Source organism: Actimicrobium sp. CCC2.4 (assembly GCF_034347385.1).
Classification (GTDB): Bacteria; Pseudomonadota; Gammaproteobacteria; order Burkholderiales; family Burkholderiaceae_D; genus Actimicrobium.
This window is the reverse complement of the sequence record NZ_CP133777.1, coordinates 3,878,831-3,896,063: the sequence shown is the minus strand read 5'-3', so window position 1 is coordinate 3,896,063 and position 17,233 is coordinate 3,878,831. Positions and strand designations below refer to the sequence as shown.

Genomic DNA, 17,233 nt, shown 5'->3' with positions numbered 1-17,233 from the left:
CCCTGTGTCCACACTTATCAGCTGTTAGTCGAGAGAAGAACAGCAAGCAGTAAAAACAAGCAAGCGATGACAAGGAAGTGCACGAGAGTGTGGTGATATGTCGTGGTGAAGTGGCGCGGGTTCAAGCGGGTCTGTAGCTCAGTTGGTTAGAGCACCGTGTTGATAACGCGGGGGTCGTTGGTTCGAGCCCAACCAGACCCACCAAGACAGAGTAGGGTGGTAAGCAGCAAGTAGTTAAGCAGTCAGTGAAACACCTGGGGGGTTTAGCTCAGCTGGGAGAGCACCTGCTTTGCAAGCAGGGGGTCGTCGGTTCGATCCCGTCAACCTCCACCAGAGAACGATGAATAAATGCAGTGAAGTAAAAATGCAAACCTAAGCAGCGTCATTCGCGAAGCGAATGACAAGGTATTAGGTTTGGTTTTTTATAACAAGAAACCATGAGCTGTTCGCTCTTTAACAATTTGGAAGAAGTAAAGATTTATCAGTGTCGATGAGACTCGTGAAAGCGAGAATTAAAGGCGCTGGTGGGTAGTGATTGTAATCAACAAACATGGATTCAACATGCTTGCATCTAGCTGGGCTACGCAAGTAGCTACAAAGGTGCAAGTGCATACGTAGTACTCAGTTGTTCTAACCGTCTTTGTGTCACCGGTGCATTTCGAAAGAAAGACGCTGGTGGTACAGAGGTCAACGTTATAGGGACAAGTGACTAAGTGCACATGGTGGATGCCTAGGCGATATCAGGCGATGAAGGACGTAGTAGCTTGCGATAAGCTGCGGGGAGCGAGCAAACACGCTGTGATCCGCAGATTTCCGAATGGGGTAACCCGGCCTTAATGGTCATTGCAACCTGAATACATAGGGTTGCAAAGCGAACGCGGCGAACTGAAACATCTAAGTAGCTGCAGGAAAAGAAATCAACCGAGATTCCCAAAGTAGCGGCGAGCGAAATGGGAAGAGCCTGCAAGATCTAGCATGAGACATAGTGGAAGCCACTGGAAATTGGCGCCATAGTGGGTGATAGCCCCGTACACGAAATGTCTGGTGTGGAACTAAGCTTGCGACAAGTAGGGCGGGACACGCGAAATCCTGTCTGAAGATGGGGGGACCATCCTCCAAGGCTAAATACTCGATATCGACCGATAGTGAACCAGTACCGTGAGGGAAAGGCGAAAAGAACCCCGGAAGGGGAGTGAAATAGATCCTGAAACCGTGTGCATACAAACAGTAGGAGCGGACTTGATCCGTGACTGCGTACCTTTTGTATAATGGGTCAGCGACTTACATTCAGTGGCAAGGTTAACCGTATAGGGTAGCCGTAGAGAAATCGAGTCCGAATAGGGCGTTCAGTCGCTGGGTGTAGACCCGAAACCAAGTGATCTACTCATGGCCAGGATGAAGGTGCGGTAACACGCACTGGAGGTCCGAACCCACTAATGTTGAAAAATTAGGGGATGAGCTGTGGGTAGGGGTGAAAGGCTAAACAAACTTGGAGATAGCTGGTTCTCTCCGAAAACTATTTAGGTAGTGCCTCTTGTATCACCATCGGGGGTAGAGCACTGTTATGGCTAGGGGGTCATCGCGACTTACCAACCCATTGCAAACTCCGAATACCGATGAGTGCGAGCAAGGGAGACAGACGTCGGGTGCTAACGTCCGGCGTCAAGAGGGAAACAACCCAGACCGCCAGCTAAGGTCCCAAAGATTGGCTAAGTGGAAAACGAAGTGGGAAGGCTAAAACAGTCAGGATGTTGGCTTAGAAGCAGCCATCATTTAAAGAAAGCGTAATAGCTCACTGATCGAGTCGTCCTGCGCGGAAGATGTAACGGGGCTAAGCCAGTCACCGAAGCTGCGGATATTAACGTCATTTATGACGTCGATATGGTAGGAGAGCGTTCTGTAAGCCTGCGAAGGTGTCTTGTAAAGGATGCTGGAGGTATCAGAAGTGCGAATGCTGACATGAGTAGCGATAATGGGGGTGAAAAGCCTCCACGCCGTAAGCCCAAGGTTTCCTGTTCAACGTTCATCGGAGCAGGGTGAGTCGGCCCCTAAGGCGAGGCAGAGATGCGTAGCTGATGGGAAGCAGGTTAATATTCCTGCACCGTCGTATGATGCGATGGGGGGACGGATCGCGGAAGGTTGTCCGGGTGTTGGAAGTCCCGGTCCTTGACTTGTAGAAGGCATCTAGGTAAATCCGGGTGCGTAATTCAAGGGGTTGAGGCCAGCTTATTTATAAGCGAAGCAATCGGAAGTGGTTCCAAGAAAAGCCTCTAAGCTTCAGTCATACGAGACCGTACCGCAAACCGACACAGGTGGGCGAGATGAGTATTCTAAGGCGCTTGAGAGAACTCGGGAGAAGGAACTCGGCAAATTGGTACCGTAACTTCGGGATAAGGTACGCCCTTGTAGTTTGACCTCCCTGCGGAGGAAGGACGAAAGGGTTGCAATAAACTGGTGGCTGCGACTGTTTAATAAAAACACAGCACTCTGCAAACACGAAAGTGGACGTATAGGGTGTGACGCCTGCCCGGTGCTGGAAGATTAAATGATGGGGTGCAAGCTCTTGATTGAAGTCCCAGTAAACGGCGGCCGTAACTATAACGGTCCTAAGGTAGCGAAATTCCTTGTCGGGTAAGTTCCGACCTGCACGAATGGCGTAACGATGGCCACACTGTCTCCTCCCGAGACTCAGCGAAGTTGAAATGTTTGTGATGATGCAATCTACCCGCGGCTAGACGGAAAGACCCCATGAACCTTTACTGTAGCTTTGCATTGGACTTTGAACCAATCTGTGTAGGATAGGTGGGAGGCTTTGAAGCGGGGACGCTAGTTCTCGTGGAGCCAACCTTGAAATACCACCCTGGTTTGTTTGAGGTTCTAACCTTGGTCCGTTATCCGGATCGGGGACAGTGCATGGTAGGCAGTTTGACTGGGGCGGTCTCCTCCCAAAGTGTAACGGAGGAGTTCGAAGGTACGCTAATTACGGTCGGACATCGTGATGATAGTGCAATGGCATAAGCGTGCTTAACTGCGAGACTGACAAGTCGAGCAGGTACGAAAGTAGGACATAGTGATCCGGTGGTTCTGTATGGAAGGGCCATCGCTCAACGGATAAAAGGTACTCTGGGGATAACAGGCTGATTCCTCCCAAGAGTTCATATCGACGGGGGAGTTTGGCACCTCGATGTCGGCTCATCACATCCTGGGGCTGTAGCCGGTCCCAAGGGTATGGCTGTTCGCCATTTAAAGTGGTACGTGAGCTGGGTTTAAAACGTCGTGAGACAGTTTGGTCCCTATCTGCCGTGGGCGTTGGAAATTTGAAGGGGGCTGCTCCTAGTACGAGAGGACCGGAGTGGACGAACCTCTGGTGTACCGGTTGTCACGCCAGTGGCATTGCCGGGTAGCTAAGTTCGGAAGAGATAACCGCTGAAAGCATCTAAGCGGGAAACTTGCCTTGAGATGAGATTTCCCAGGAACTTGATTCCTTTGAAGGGTCGTTCGAGACCAGGACGTTGATAGGCTGGGTGTGGAAGTGCAGTAATGCATTAAGCTAACCAGTACTAATTGCCCGTAAGGCTTGTCCCTATAACCTTGATGGGTTAGAGACGACGAGTATGGCGTATGCGATTGTTGATGCATCACGCCCGCTAACTGCACACTGAAGATGATTTCAAGGTGTGTGTTGTACTTCTTTACTTCTTCCGAATTGCGTCCCCTGAAGGAGCCAGATCAACGGCCCCCACAGAGGATTCTACAAGTTAAGCCTGATGACCATAGCGCGTCGGTACCACCCCTTCCCATCCCGAACAGGACCGTGAAACGACGTTGCGCCGATGATAGTGCGTCAACACGTGTGAAAGTAGGTCATCGTCAGGCTCAGTTACATGCAGCAAACAAGAAGGCCCTTCGAAAGAAGGGCCTTTTTGCATTGGCGCGGCAGAAAAAGCAAAGGAAAATTGACGACTATTCCCTCAACCGCCGTGTGCCGAATGGCGATTTATCGACCTACCCTCCAATCCACCATCGAAGGTCGACCTGGCAAATCCACCATCGCAATCGCCACCGGCGTACGTGAGATCACCTTGCCTGCGCGCATCACCACAAGACGCGTTGCGCACAAGCGGATCGCTTCAATACTATCGCGCGCTTGCAGCACTACGATGTCTTCAACAACGATTCAAAACTGATATAGGTTTTGTATCGTCAGCTGCGTAAAACCGCCACTCCCAATTGGGGGTCGATCGTTTGGCCGGCGATGTTACTCACACGGTCGCCGACGAGATGGAGGAGATTCGGTTGAAAGGAATGTACCGTGTTCAGACTTCAGATCAAAAAGGAAACGTCATCGATGTCGATCTGGAGATTCGCTATCGCTGTATCAAAGTCCGGCCCCCCATTGGCAAACAGAGCCGGTATCCCGCTCTTTCCTTGACGGTCATCCACGCGCGTGAACGCGGTGCGCCAGCCAATCGGAAGCCTATCGAGTGGAAGCTCATCACCGATTTGTCAGTCACTTCCCGGCGCGAAGCGATTGAAAAACTCGACTGGTATGCCCTGCGCTGGAAAATCGAGACGTTTCATAACATTCTGAAGTCCGGATGCCGAGCCGAAGAGTCCCGATTACGCACAGCGGATCGACTCGCCAACGTGATCTCTGTTTTTTGCATCATTAGTTGGCGACTGTTCTGGCTCACCATGATTAACCGGACATGCCCCGATGCCAAGCCAACAGTAGCACTGACCAATGTCGAAATTGAACTGTTCAACTGTTTGGTAAAAGACAGTAAGCGGGCCCGTAAGCTGCCACCACTGTCGCGCTATCTTGAAAAAATTGCCCAACTGGGCGGTTATCTCGCAAGGGCCAATGATTCACCACCAGGCAATATTGTTATGTGGCGAGGCATGCGTCGACTGGCAAATATGCAATTCGGTTTTAATCTTGCCTCAGAAAGATATGGGTAATTGAAAGCTCACGAGCAACGTCTTGACCAATTGCGCTTCGTAGCAAATACGGGATTTAGCGCGAAGCGGCGCCAAGCTGGTCGGCCACATTCCAAGGCAGCAAATCGTTGATTTGATTGATGGGATGGTCGGCAATGTGCGTGAGCACATGGCGCAGGTAGGCTTCCGGATCGATGCCGTTCAGTTTGGCGGTGCCGATTAGCGCGTACATGGCGGCAGCGCGCTCGCCGCCGCTGTCGGCACCGACGGACAAGAAATTTTTGCGTCCCAGAGCGACGCCGCGCAGAGCACGTTCAGCCGCATTGTTATCGATCTCGGCGATGCCGTGATCGCAGTACAGCAGCAACGCCTGCCACTGGTTGAGCGCGTAATTGATGGCTTTGGTCGTGTCGGACTTGGTCGACAGGGTCGGCAAGCGCGCACGCAGCCCCGCTTCGAAATTTACCAGCAGGGGCAACGTCTCAGATTGTCGAGCCTGCTTGCGCACATCCGGTGGCTTGCCGCGCAGCGGTTCTTCAATCTCGTACAGTTCGCCGATCCGGCGCAGCACCTCGTTGGTGAATGTCGTCCATCCAATGGCGATTACCACCGCGCTTCTGCGCCGAATCTGTGAACTGTATGAGATTGAAAAACCGCTATGCGACAAGTCACTGGATGTACATAAGCTAATACGATAAACCCAAGCGCTTTTCCTGTTGTTCGCCTTCGAAGTATGGCTGCGAGCGCGCTTGCTGGCTCTGTCGACTAAATCCTACGAGACCAAAGTCATCAATTACGTGAGTAACCAGTGGCAAGCATTGTTGTTGTACTGCGATCACCGCATCGCCGACATCGACAACAAGGTAGCTAAACGCGCATTGCGCAGCGTTGCCCAAAGACGAGAAACGTTCCTTTTCGTATATGTCGACTGCGACGACAAGGGCGTTGCAGCCGTTCACGTACTGATTGGCTCCGTCTAACTGACCTGTATTGATGCGGCGGCCTGCCTGCTCCGTGTGCTCACGCATATCGCCGATCAACCTATCAATCAACTCAATTAATTACTACCGTGAAATGTCATCGATAAGCTTGCGGCCGCTTTGCGCTAAATCTCGCATTTGCTGCGAAATAAAATTGATCGTGATTTTATTAGCGAAGCGCTCACATCGATTGAACTAAGACCGTTACCTTGTTACTCATGAAGTGTCAGGGAGAAATTCAACTTAAGGAGATCAATATGGCCGCAAGCGAAGTCATGCCAGTATTGCGTCGTTTAGGGCAACACTATGATGGGGCAAATGAGCAACTGGACGATTACTTTGAGCGAGGGATGCGAGGAGAGGAGCCTGATCCCTCGGAGTTTTTTGCGCAATTGCAAAAACGTCAGGTTTCCCAACAAGCCATGGAAGCGACGATAAAACTCAATGAAAAAGGTAAGAAGGCAGCCTTGAACGAATCAAAATAACTATATGGAAGAATTTAGTGAAAATGATATTTTAGATAAGCTCCCATTAAATGAAACTATCAATTTCGACGGCACTTCAGTCTGTTTGGAAATATTTTCTGAGGGTGCCATATTAAGTGGCGTGTTATCAAAACCATATACTCAGTCCGATTTAACAACTTTTTTGGAATCATCTTTTTCAATGGTTCTTTCTTTTGATGCGGGTATTGCAATTGATGATCGTAATGAATTGTTATTGCTAATAAAATGGTTGCCACGTGTTCGGTCATGGCGCGATGCTGAAATTGATTTTGAGAAATTACTTAATCAGATGGATTGCTGTATTCCAAGTACAGCTGTCGAAAATAATTTTTCTTCAAGTGAAAATTCAAAGTCAAGGGAAGAGCAACGTATTCGTAGATTACTTTACCGTTGAAGATAAATAATTAACAGCCTTCCTTCATATATAAATATTTTTACCTATTTCACGAATAGGATAATTTATGCACAGCACAAAGATTTCGCTATGGGTCTCCAAATACGTGGATATTCGTATATATTTATTGGCTTCCATTTTTTATATATTGTCATCTTTGTTTATGGTGGAAAAAGTAGCTGCCGCGGTTCCAGCAAGCTGGAAAGCAACTGGTTTTGGTATTAACGCAAGCGGCATGACGCTGTCTGATGTGTTACAGGAATTTAGTACAACCTATGGGGTTAAATTAAAGAACACGATGTCCACGGATGCTGTTCTGCGCGGCAGATTTCAAGGAAGTAATGGATCCGAATTCCTTGATCGGTTGGCTGCGAAGTATTCTTTCCGTTGGTTCGTCTATAACGACACGTTGTATGTTGGTCGGTCCAGTGATGTGACGTCAATGCGTATTCAAGTCGGAGAAGATGCTGTTCTGGACTCAAAGGCCGCTTTGACTGGTCTGGGTTTGTTCGATTCACGTTTCGGTTGGGGTGAACTGCCAGATGAAGGGGCGGTATTAGTAAGTGGTCCCCGGCAGTATGTCGATCTGGTGCGCGAAACATTATTGCCCACTGGTGAAAGCAAGAAAAACGGTATTACTGAAAAACAGTTAATGGTGTTTCGTCTGAAATATGCCAGTGCCACTGACAGGACAATTAGTACCCGCGGTCAAGCAGACAATATTATTCCCGGTGTTAAATCCATTCTGTCGGGACTGCTAAATGCACAGGGGAGCCAGGGTTTTTCCAGTCCTGATGATTTTTCGGTGGGTAGTGATAAACGTTCGCGGCAAGGAAAATCCGGGCGTGGCGGCGCCAAAGAACTCACCACCTCACCCAGAACGGGTGAGTCAAGTCGTACCTTGCTTGCTAGTGCTCGTGACTACAATACGAATCCTCGTAATGAGGATGGCGATACGGACGAACTCAAACGCTCGCCGCGTTCAAAAATGCCGAGTGTGCGTATCGATGCTGACCAATCGCTCAATGCGATTATTATTTATGACAGCGGAAATAAGCGAGCGATGTACCAGGCATTAATTACCGAACTCGACATTGAACCTCAACAAATTGAAATTGAGGCATTGATCGTTGACATTGACCGGAGCCAACTCAATCAGCTTGGTGCTGAGTGGGGATTCAATGCCGGTAGTGTTAGCGCGACATTTAATGGTATGTCCACAGATTCCAAAGGTGCGTCTTTGCCCGTATCCGGATCAACATTATTGATCAAGAATGCAGCAAATTTTTACGCCAGATTGAACGCAATGGAAAACAAGGGCGATGCGCGTATATTGGCCAAACCGACAATTTCCACTCTTGAGAACATCGCCGCCGTATTGGATTTAAGCCAGAGTCGCTATTTGCCGTTGGTTGGGGAGCGAGTCGTCGATCTCGCAAATGTGAATGTGGGCACGATGCTGAAAGTCACGCCGCGCATCGTGCGCGAGGGTCCGCTCACCCGGGTGCGGTTGGATATCAATATAGAGGATGGCGCGTTTTCCGCTGACGCCGCGAGCAGCACAAACGTCACACGATCAACGATCACCACACAAGCCATTATCGAACCGCAACATACCTTGCTTATCGGCGGTTATCACTCCGAAGCGAAAACGCAGAGTCGTCAAAAAATTCCAGTTCTCGGCGACATTCCTGTGATTGGCGGGCTGTTTCAGAATAACGCGGATAGCATCAACAATCGTGAACGGCTGTTTCTGATTACGCCAAGGATTTCCGGGTTGACCGGTTTGCAAGCAAATCGCCAATCGTCACTTACCGAAAAAGCACGTGATATTTTGCAAGCCGATCGAGCCTCTCAGTTAGTGCCGCAATCCCCATCCGCACGGCAACAAACGCGTGCTGCAGTCTCGCCCGATCCACGAGTATCAGCTCCACAACTACCTGCTCCACAACTACCCGCAACTCTGTCTCCATCACCATCGCCGGCAATGCAGATGGCGCCCTCAAGCGCATCTGGTACAACAAGGGGGCCGGCACCGGCACAAGTTCTAGATACACTAACTCGTGCACAAGTCAGTCAAGTGCTTGCTTCAAATGATATGACACCAAATGTGCCTCAGCGTACTTTTGCTCAATCAGATGAGCCCAGTTCCGTGACACCCAAAGAGACGAAGAAGAAAAAGCAGCAAGTGCTGTTACTTCGCTATCGACAATAGACCGCGGTAGCGTAACGGCCTAAGCAGGATGCCAACTCGACAGCGAGAAACGCTAAGGTTTGCGGTGATAGCAAGCACGGAATCTACAGCTTTTGGATGGGACAATTGCGCTTTACACACACAAGCAATGGTACAAATACGTATAAGAACGCATGAGTGGCTCTGCTAAACTTCTTGATTACGTTATAAAACTCAATAGGAAGGCTGCAGAGATGGATTCGATGATCGAGAAGAAGGAAGAAATTCGCCAGCAACTACGTCAGGCTGCGCTCGAATACCACGAGTTTCCCACTCCCGGCAAAATCAGTGTCACACCTACCAAACAATTAACCAATCAGCGCGATCTTGCCCTGGCGTATTCGCCGGGTGTTGCCGCTGCTTGCGAGGAAATCGTTGCTGATCCAGCCAACGCATTTCGCTACACGGCACGTGGAAACCTGGTCGCTGTTATTACTAACGGTACCGCTGTGCTGGGTTTGGGAAATATCGGCCCGCTGGCGTCGAAACCGGTCATGGAAGGCAAGGGCGTACTGTTCAAAAAATTCGCAGGTATCGATGTATTTGATATCGAAATCAATGAACTTGATCCTGATAAGTTGTGCGACATCATTGCCTCGCTGGAGCCGACTTTCGGGGGGATCAACCTGGAAGACATCAAGGCACCGGAATGTTTTTATATCGAGCGAAAGTTGCGCGACCGGATGAAAATTCCGGTGTTTCATGATGACCAGCATGGCACGGCCATCATCGTTGGTGCGGCAATCCTCAACGGTTTGAAAGTCGTCGGCAAGGACATCAAAGATTGCAAACTGGTCGTCAGCGGCGCTGGTGCGGCTGCTCTGGCTTGTCTGGATCTGATCGTCGACCTTGGCTTCCCCATTAAGAATATTTTTGTCACCGACCTTGCCGGCGTGGTGTATCAGGGGCGCGTTGAACTGATGGATCCGGATAAGGATCGTTTCGCTCAAGTAACCGATGCCCGCACTTTGGCCGATGTCATGCCCGGTGCCGATATTTTCCTCGGACTATCGGCAGGTGGTGTCCTGAAACAGGACATGGTCAAAGGCATGGCCGCCAACCCGCTGGTCTTTGCACTAGCCAACCCGACGCCGGAGATCCTGCCTGAAGAAGTCATGGCGGTGCGTGGTGATGCAATCATCGCCACCGGCCGGTCGGATTATCCGAATCAGGTTAATAACGTACTGTGCTTTCCGTATATTTTTCGTGGCGCACTCGACTGTGGTGCCACGACGATCACCCGTGAAATGGAAATCGCCTCCGTTCATGCGATCGCTGAACTGGCGCAAGCGGAACAATCTGACATCGTCGCCACCACGTATGGCATCGCGAACCTGAGCTTCGGCCGTGAATACCTGATCCCGAAGCCGTTTGATCCCCGGTTGATGATGAAAATCGCGCCAGCCGTTGCTAAAGCAGCAGCTGCCTCTGGTGTGGCCGCTCGTCCGATCACGGATATGCAGGCTTACGTGGACCGCCTGCAGCAGTTTGTGTACCACAGTGGCACGTTCATGAAGCCGCTTTTCCAGTTAGCTAAGAATGCTCCGGACGAACTTAAACGTATCGTCTATGCCGAAGGTGAAGAAGAGCGGGTCTTGCGCGCTGTGCAGGTTGTCGTGGATGAACGACTTGCCAAGCCAATTCTGGTTGGTCGCCCAGCCGTGCTGATGCAGCGCATTGCAAAATTCGGTTTGCGCCTGAAGCCGGATGTCGATTTCGAGGTGATCAATCCGGACCAGGACGAGCGTTATCGTGATTTCTGGCAGTCCTACCTGGCAATCACCCTGCGCAAAGGCGGGACCGAACAATGGGCCAAGCTGGAAATGCGTCGTCGTCACACGCTGATCGGCGCGATGATGATCCACAAAAACCATGCAGACGGCATGATCTGCGGCACTTTCGGCACGAATGCGCTGCACTTGCACTACATTGATCAAGTCCTGGGCAAGCGCGATGGCGTCAACGTCTACGCGGCGATGAACGGACTGATCCTGCCGGATCGCCAGCTCGTACTGGTCGATACCCATGTGAACGAAAATCCGACTGCGGAACAGCTGGCTGAAATCACTATCCTGGCAGCAGAAGAAATGCGTCGCTTCGGCTTGTATCCTCGCGCTGCCTTGCTATCGCATTCCAGTTTTGGGTCCAGCAACACCGAGTCCGCCAAGAAAATGCGTGCCGCGTTGGCAATCATTCAGCGCGACGCACCAGATCTTGAAGTTGATGGCGAAATGCACGGCGATGCGGCGCTTGACAGCAAACTGCGGAACAAGATGATGCCGGACTCGCCTCTCAAGGGCGATGCCAACTTGCTGGTAATGCCAAACATGGATTCGGCCAACATCGCCTACAACTTGCTAAAAGTTGCCGCCGGAAATGGCATCGCGATCGGGCCTATCCTGCTGGGATGCGCCAAGCCTGTCCACATCCTCACGCCATCGGCGACCGTACGTCGCATCGTTAATATGACGGCATTGTGTGTGGTGGACGCAATCGCAGAGCGCTAAGACAGGCCAGCCCCAAAAAAAGCCGGCGGCCAATGTAGCTGCCGGCTTTTTTTATGCACGATCTATTGAAAAAAAATGCGTTTTTCAAAGCAGCTTCAATGGCACGCGACCGGTTGGTACAACGGTTGATGCGCGGTCGCAATGACCCAGCTGATCATCAAAAAACATATGCGGACGAAATGCCGCCAGTACATCCGACTTCGCCACACCTCCCATGAAAAACGTTTCGTCTATCGTCACATCCCAGGCACGTAATGTTCGAATTACGCGCTCGTGCGCAGGTGAAGAGCGGGCCGTCACCAAGGCGGTACGAATCGGACGCGCACGCCCGTCAGCGGCCTTGAAGTTATTCTGAATGAACGACAATGCCTTGAGCAGTCGGGCAAACGGCCCCTCCGGCAACGGCTTCAGTGCGTTTTCGCGTTCATGCCGTTCAAATGCCTCGATACCTTGCGTCTGATAAATCCGCTCTGACTCATCTGAAAACAGCACGGCATCGCCATCGAAGGCAATCCGGATCTGATCGAGCTCCTCAAGTACGTTATCTGGTTTCTGATACAGCAAGGCTGCCGCCACACCGCTGTCTACGGCTGCCTGAACATCGTCATCGTGCAGCGACAGAAACAGGCTCACATTGAAAGCATGCAGGTAGGGTGCCAGCGGCGCACCACCCGACAACACGGCCCGTGTAATGTCGAGCCCATGATAGGCAATCGAGTTAAAAATACGCATCGAGGTTTCGGACGAATTGCGCGACATGACTACGACTTCCACAAAACGCTGGTTGTGCGTCAGTACATTGAGCTTCAGCAGCGCCCGCACCAGTGCAAAGCCGGCACCGAGTTGCAGTATCTGGTCTTCGTGTTCGAGTTGATGCTGTCGATAGGCATCCAATCCATGCTGCTGAAAAATCGCTTCCTCGACCTCGAGGTCAAACAGCGCGCGGGAAGAAATTCCGATGACCAGCAATTGATCGAGCGATACCGGCATCATGACTCCAGAAAGAGGGAGGGCAAAAGCAGCAGACGAAAAAAAACAGGCAAGTAACAGTATAAAAAATTTATACGATTAGCTGACTGCTCATTTTTGATGACGTTACTTGAGTCTGTTTGAACCTGTTTGAACCTGATTGGTGCCGGGAGCCGGAATCGAACCGGCACGCCTTTCAGCGCGGGATTTTGAGTCCCGTGCGTCTACCTATTCCGCCATCCCGGCAACGCAGGCAACATTATGGCGCATTAAGTTGTGCGGGGCAACCTCGCTGGCCCGCTGATTGCACCATTGCCGCGTAAACTTCAAGGTATGATTCCGGCTCGATTATTACAACCGCGCAACGCGGTCGCCACCGATGATCCGCTGGGAAAAAATCAGGGAAGTTTTCCTGGGCAAGGCGCTCGATCCCCTGAAAACCGAAACACGCCATTCACTCGCATTGGTGGCTTTTCTTGCCTGGGTCGGACTAGGTGCCGATGGATTGTCGTCCTCGGCGTATGGTCCTGAAGAGACCTTCCGCGCCCTTGGCGTGCATACGCACCTCGGCCTCTACATGGCGATTGCCACGGCGCTGACAGTCTTCATCATTGCGCTGGCATACAACCAGGTCATCGAACTGTTTCCGACCGGTGGCGGCGGATATCGGGTGGCATCGAAGCTGGTCGGCCCCTACATGGGACTCATCGCCGGATGCGCACTGATCCTCGACTATGTACTCACGGTCGCCATTTCCGTGGCCGCCGGCGTCGAAGCACTGGCATCCTTGCTGCCCCTCGGCTTTCATGCTTACAAGCTGTGGACGGAAGTAGTCGTGATCGGTCTGTTGATCGTGCTCAATTTGCGTGGCATGAAAGAAGCCATCAAGATTTTGTTGCCGATTTTCCTCGGGTTCGTCGCGACCCATTTGTTCCTGATTGTCTACGGCATCATTGCCCACGCAGGCAATTTGCCCGGGCTGGTGCCCCATACCCTCGCCGAGACAACCCAGCTAGCCGGCAACATCGGCTGGATAGGCGTGGCAGGCATGTTGCTGCTGGCGTATTCGCAAGGGGGTGGTACGTACACGGGCCTTGAAGCGGTGTCGAACAACGTCAATATTCTGGCGGAACCACGCGTCCATACCGGCAAGATGACCATGTTCTACATGGCGCTATCGCTGGCATTCACCGCCAGCGGAATCATTCTGCTGTACCTGCTGTGGGATGCCCGGCCGGTCGAAGGCCAGACCCTCAATGCCACCACGTTCAAGGCCATCATCGACAGTCTCGGCATGGGGCCGTGGGGCAGCCAACTGTCTTTGATCGTTGTCTTGGCCTTCGAGGCCGGCTTGCTGTTTGTCGCCGCCAATACCGGTTTTCTGGGCGGACCGGCGGTCTTGTCGAACATGGCGGGCGACTCGTGGGTGCCGCATAAATTCCGGTATCTGTCGACCCGGCTGGTGACGCAAAACGGCATCCTGGTCATGGGCGTTGCTGCCCTGGCGATCCTGTTCTGGACCCGCGGAAGCGTCACCTTGCTGGTGGTGCTGTATTCGATTTCCGTGTTCCTGACCTTCGCCATTTCGCTGTTCGGTCTGTGTCTGTACTGGTGGCGGCATCGCAATGAGCTGGAGCACTGGAGGCGGCGCTTCCTGTTATCTTTGCTTGGTTTTGCGATCTGCTTCAGCATTCTGATGGTCTTGCTGGTAGAGAAATTTACCGACGGCGGCTGGGCAACGGCAGTCATCATCGCGGCCATTGCCGCGCTCTGCATCTACATCCGCAATCATTACAGCGAGACCAAGGAAGCGATCCGGTCGGTCGATCAGGTCTTTGCCAATCAACCCTTCGGCCCGCATGTCGGTCCGGTCGAACCCGATCCGGATAATCAGACTGCCGTCTTCATCGTCGGCACATCGCGTGGAGGCGGTCTGCACGCACTGCTGTGGGTCCAGCGCATGTTTCCCGGACACTTCAAGAATTTTGTCTTCGTCAATGCGCGCACAGTCGATTCCCATGCCTACGGCGGCGAAGGGGCGGTCGAACTGATGCGGGCAGAAGCCAATGCCACGCTCAAGTTCTTCGTTGATTTTTGCCATAGCCACGGCATGGCATCGGCTTCTTCACTCGGCTTCGGTACCGATGTCGTCGATGAAGTGACGCATCAATGCGAAGACATCAGCCGGACCTATCCGAATGCGATTTTTTTCACCAGCAAACTGATCTTCGAAGCTGATAACTGGTTCATCCGCTTGCTGCACAACCAGGCTGCGCTGGCGATCCAGCGGCGCTTGCATTTTGATGGTTTGCAAATGGTGATTCTGCCGATGAAGGTCTAGCACTCCGTGTCTGGCAGGTGCCAATCTTTCAGGCGTTCCGCGATTTCCTGTTCAGTGGGAAGCAATTTGCGATAGGCCTCCGGTAGTCGTGAGCTGGTGCCATAGGTGGAAACGCCGATCGGCATGGTGGTGGTTTTAAGGGCGTATTCGACCACCGTGCGGTTTTTGCTCTTGCACACAATGATGCCAATCGCATCGTTTTCTCCATCGACCTTGACCTGCTCGTTCAAGGCGAACAGATAGAAATCCATCTTGCCTTTGTACTCAGGCTGGAATTCTCCGACCTTCAGTTCAATGGCGATCAGGCTTTTCAATACCCGGTGGTAGAGCAGCAAGTCGATAAAGAAGTCGCTGCCGCCGACGGTCAGCCGGTACTGGTTGCCAACAAACGTATAGTGCGGTCCCATTTCGAGGAGAAAGTTACGCACTTTGCCGAGCAGCGCCGCTTCCAGTTCGCGCTCTTCGTGCGCCTCGGCCAGTTCAAGGAAGGCAAAGGTGTAGTGATCCTTCACCGCCAGTTTGGCCTGGCTGGCCACGGCCTTGGATAGCGCTGTATCGAAGCTGGTCTGGTTCAGCAGATATTTTTCGAACGTCTTGCCGTCGATCTGGTGGTCGAGTACGCGGCGGGTCCAGCCGAAGCGGGCGGTGGCGCGCAGGTAGAACTCGCGCTCCTGCGCATTCTGGCAGCGGTCAAGGATCAGCGTATTTTTTGTCCATGCCAATTCTGCAGCCAATGGCTGCAGAATTGGCATGTCCTTGTATTCACGATAGAAAATGCGCATGTACCAGAGATTACGCACCGAATAGCCACTTTTTTCGCCGAACTCGGCACGCAGATCCCGTGACAGTTTTTCAACTACGCCTTTGCCCCAGCCATCAGCGATCTGTCGCTCCTCGATCAGCTTGCCGAGGTCCCAATACAGCGCGATCAACTCCTTGTTGACGGCGCGTAGCGCCTTGAACTGGGCCGAGTGTATACGGGATTTCAGCGTGGATAAAAAACTGCCGTAGTGCGATTCGGACGGAATCGAATTGGCCTCTGCCATGACGTAGCTCCTTGTGCGGGAAAGGAATGCTGCGCTGGTGGAGCTATGGCAAGCTCCGCCTGGCGCGCCGTCAGATGGTCGCGCCGGGCGGATGCGAGATGCAGTTTCCGGTCATCCGGAAGAAAAAATACGGTGCTTGCCGGTGACGATGAAGGTTGCACGCAACCTGATTGCTCACAATGCAATAGCAGCGTGAGCGGGAAGGTCAGGCCGCCTTCAGTTGTGCCGCAAACGCTTCCAGATGCTGATCGGTACTCCCGAACTGCAACTCGATGGCCATTAAGCGTTTGAAGTAATGACTGACGATCAGCTCGTCCGTCACGCCCATCCCGCCATGCAATTGCACTGCCTGTTGCCCGACAAACCGGCAGGCTTGGCCGATCACGACCTTGGCGGCCGAGAGCGCCGCCGCACGCTGCGCGAGGTCGGCATCGGTGCAGCGCACAGCCGCCAGAAAACTCATCGAACGCGCCTGTTCGCAATGCAGGACCATGTCGGCCATACGATGCTGCAAGGCCTGGAATTTGCCGATCACGACACCGAACTGCTGGCGGTCGCGGGCATACGACACCGTTGCCGCGAGCAGCTTGTCGAGGATGCCGACCGCCTCGGCACAGACCGCAGCAAGCGCCCGGTCACGCATGTCGGCCAGTGCCGTTCCGGCGTGATCGAAGAGCGCGTCTGAAGTCACCACCACCTGGTCGAGATAGACCTCGCTCGCCGGCACGCCATCGACGGTCTGGTAAGACACCAGTCGCACGCCCGCGGTGGTGCAAGGCACACCGAACACCGCAATACGATCGTCCGGCAGCAGCGCACTGACCAGCAGCAACTGCGCCGAGCTGGCATGAGCAACCAGGCATTTCTGACCATTCAGCACGAAACCATCCGCCATCGGCGTGGCGCGCGTGGCAATCTGCGTCCAGTCGAAGCGCGTGCCGGCTTCATCATGCGCAGGCACCGCAATCAGGCTGCCGTCCAGCAGCGCCGGCAGCAACGCTGCACGTTGCTGCGCAGTGCCCAGTTGCGCGATCAGCGTAGTCGCCATCACCGCGCTGGCCAGGTAAGGTTCCAGTACCAGCGCTTCGCCCATCGCTGTCATCACCAGCAGCGTATCGACCGGTGTCCCGCCAAGCCCGTCATCGGCTTCCGGCACCTGCAAGGCTAGCAGCCCGAGATCGGCAAAACCCTGCCAGGCCGTAGCGCTGAAACCGTCAATGATTTGCTGGCGCTTCGCAAAGTCATAATCCTTGCCGAGATAGCGGCGCGTCGTTTCGAGCAGCATGTTCTGCTCGTCGTGAAAGGTGAAGTCCATG

10 protein-coding genes, 3 tRNA genes, 2 rRNA genes and 1 pseudogene are annotated in these 17,233 nt (G+C 52.8%); 11 read left to right on the top strand and 5 right to left on the bottom strand.

Annotated features, from left to right (window positions below; genetic code table 11):
* The first annotated feature begins 127 nt into the window (after positions 1-127).
* From RHM62_RS17925 to RHM62_RS17905, 5 genes are all read left to right on the top strand, one after another.
* Positions 128-204, top strand: a tRNA-Ile gene (locus tag RHM62_RS17925).
* A gap of 53 nt (positions 205-257) precedes the next feature.
* A tRNA-Ala gene (locus tag RHM62_RS17920) sits at positions 258-333 on the top strand.
* Between the two features lie 366 nt (positions 334-699).
* Positions 700-3,585 (top strand): 23S ribosomal RNA (locus tag RHM62_RS17915).
* Between the two features lie 178 nt (positions 3,586-3,763).
* Positions 3,764-3,876 (top strand): 5S ribosomal RNA (gene rrf / locus RHM62_RS17910).
* A gap of 354 nt (positions 3,877-4,230) precedes the next feature.
* Positions 4,231-4,962, top strand: coding sequence for an IS4 family transposase (locus tag RHM62_RS17905; protein WP_322123385.1), 732 nt, complete (start codon positions 4,231-4,233; stop codon positions 4,960-4,962).
* A 55-nt stretch (positions 4,963-5,017) separates the two neighbouring features.
* Here RHM62_RS17905 and RHM62_RS17900 read toward each other — a convergent pair.
* Positions 5,018-5,530, bottom strand: a pseudogene (locus RHM62_RS17900) (IS66 family transposase); the annotation flags it as partial.
* Between the two features lie 127 nt (positions 5,531-5,657).
* On the opposite strand from RHM62_RS17900, the gene RHM62_RS19100 reads away from it, so the two are divergent.
* The 5 genes from RHM62_RS19100 (at position 5,658) to RHM62_RS17875 (ending at position 11,561) form a co-directional block, all read left to right on the top strand.
* Positions 5,658-5,921, top strand: coding sequence for an IS66 family transposase (locus RHM62_RS19100; RefSeq protein ID WP_416172272.1), 264 nt, complete (start codon positions 5,658-5,660; stop codon positions 5,919-5,921).
* Between the two features lie 257 nt (positions 5,922-6,178).
* Entirely contained in the window at positions 6,179-6,406 is a 228-nt protein-coding gene (locus tag RHM62_RS17890) for a hypothetical protein (protein WP_322123383.1), read from the top strand.
* A gap of 4 nt (positions 6,407-6,410) precedes the next feature.
* Positions 6,411-6,821 (top strand): hypothetical protein, encoded by a 411-nt coding sequence (locus RHM62_RS17885; protein ID WP_322123382.1) that lies wholly within the window; start codon positions 6,411-6,413, stop codon positions 6,819-6,821.
* Positions 6,822-6,888: 67 nt separating this feature from the next.
* On the top strand, positions 6,889-9,036 hold the full coding sequence (sctC, locus tag RHM62_RS17880) for a type III secretion system outer membrane ring subunit SctC (RefSeq protein ID WP_322123381.1): 2,148 nt from the start codon (positions 6,889-6,891) through the stop codon (positions 9,034-9,036).
* Positions 9,037-9,248: 212 nt separating this feature from the next.
* Complete coding sequence (locus tag RHM62_RS17875) at positions 9,249-11,561, top strand: NADP-dependent malic enzyme (RefSeq protein ID WP_322123380.1); 2,313 nt, start codon at positions 9,249-9,251, stop codon at positions 11,559-11,561.
* A gap of 84 nt (positions 11,562-11,645) precedes the next feature.
* Here RHM62_RS17875 and RHM62_RS17870 read toward each other — a convergent pair whose 3' ends face one another.
* Both RHM62_RS17870 and RHM62_RS17865 read right to left on the bottom strand, forming a co-directional pair.
* A complete protein-coding gene (locus RHM62_RS17870) occupies positions 11,646-12,551 on the bottom strand; it encodes a 5'-nucleotidase (protein ID WP_322125442.1) in 906 nt (301 codons plus the stop codon).
* 140 nt (positions 12,552-12,691) lie between these two features.
* A tRNA-Leu gene (locus RHM62_RS17865) sits at positions 12,692-12,776 on the bottom strand.
* Between the two features lie 133 nt (positions 12,777-12,909).
* Between RHM62_RS17865 and RHM62_RS17860 the strand changes: the two genes are divergently transcribed.
* Positions 12,910-14,871 (top strand): APC family permease, encoded by a 1,962-nt coding sequence (locus RHM62_RS17860; RefSeq protein ID WP_322123379.1) that lies wholly within the window; start codon positions 12,910-12,912, stop codon positions 14,869-14,871.
* Here the strand turns inward: RHM62_RS17860 and RHM62_RS17855 are convergent.
* Together RHM62_RS17855 and RHM62_RS17850 are read right to left on the bottom strand one after the other, a co-directional pair.
* Entirely contained in the window at positions 14,868-15,917 is a 1,050-nt protein-coding gene (locus tag RHM62_RS17855; protein WP_322123378.1) for a PDDEXK nuclease domain-containing protein, read from the bottom strand. The genes RHM62_RS17860 and RHM62_RS17855 overlap by 4 nt on opposite strands.
* 205 nt (positions 15,918-16,122) lie before the next feature.
* Positions 16,123-17,232, bottom strand: a complete 1,110-nt coding sequence (locus RHM62_RS17850; protein ID WP_322123377.1) for an acyl-CoA dehydrogenase family protein — start codon at positions 17,230-17,232, stop codon at positions 16,123-16,125.
* Position 17,233 lies beyond the last annotated feature (1 nt).

What these genes read in the sequence shown, in the direction of transcription:
- RHM62_RS17890 (WP_322123383.1), top strand. Translation starts at nt 6,179, where the DNA reads ATGGCCGCAAGCGAAGTCATGCCAGTATTGCGTCGTTTAGGGCAACAC.
- RHM62_RS17885 (WP_322123382.1), top strand. Translation starts at nt 6,411, where the DNA reads ATGGAAGAATTTAGTGAAAATGATATTTTAGATAAGCTCCCATTAAAT.
- sctC (WP_322123381.1), top strand. Translation starts at nt 6,889, where the DNA reads ATGCACAGCACAAAGATTTCGCTATGGGTCTCCAAATACGTGGATATT.
- RHM62_RS17875 (WP_322123380.1), top strand. Translation starts at nt 9,249, where the DNA reads ATGGATTCGATGATCGAGAAGAAGGAAGAAATTCGCCAGCAACTACGT.
- RHM62_RS17870 (WP_322125442.1), bottom strand. Translation starts at nt 12,551, where the DNA reads ATGCCGGTATCGCTCGATCAATTGCTGGTCATCGGAATTTCTTCCCGC.
- RHM62_RS17860 (WP_322123379.1), top strand. Translation starts at nt 12,910, where the DNA reads ATGATCCGCTGGGAAAAAATCAGGGAAGTTTTCCTGGGCAAGGCGCTC.
- RHM62_RS17855 (WP_322123378.1), bottom strand. Translation starts at nt 15,917, where the DNA reads ATGGCAGAGGCCAATTCGATTCCGTCCGAATCGCACTACGGCAGTTTT.
- RHM62_RS17850 (WP_322123377.1), bottom strand. Translation starts at nt 17,232, where the DNA reads ATGGACTTCACCTTTCACGACGAGCAGAACATGCTGCTCGAAACGACG.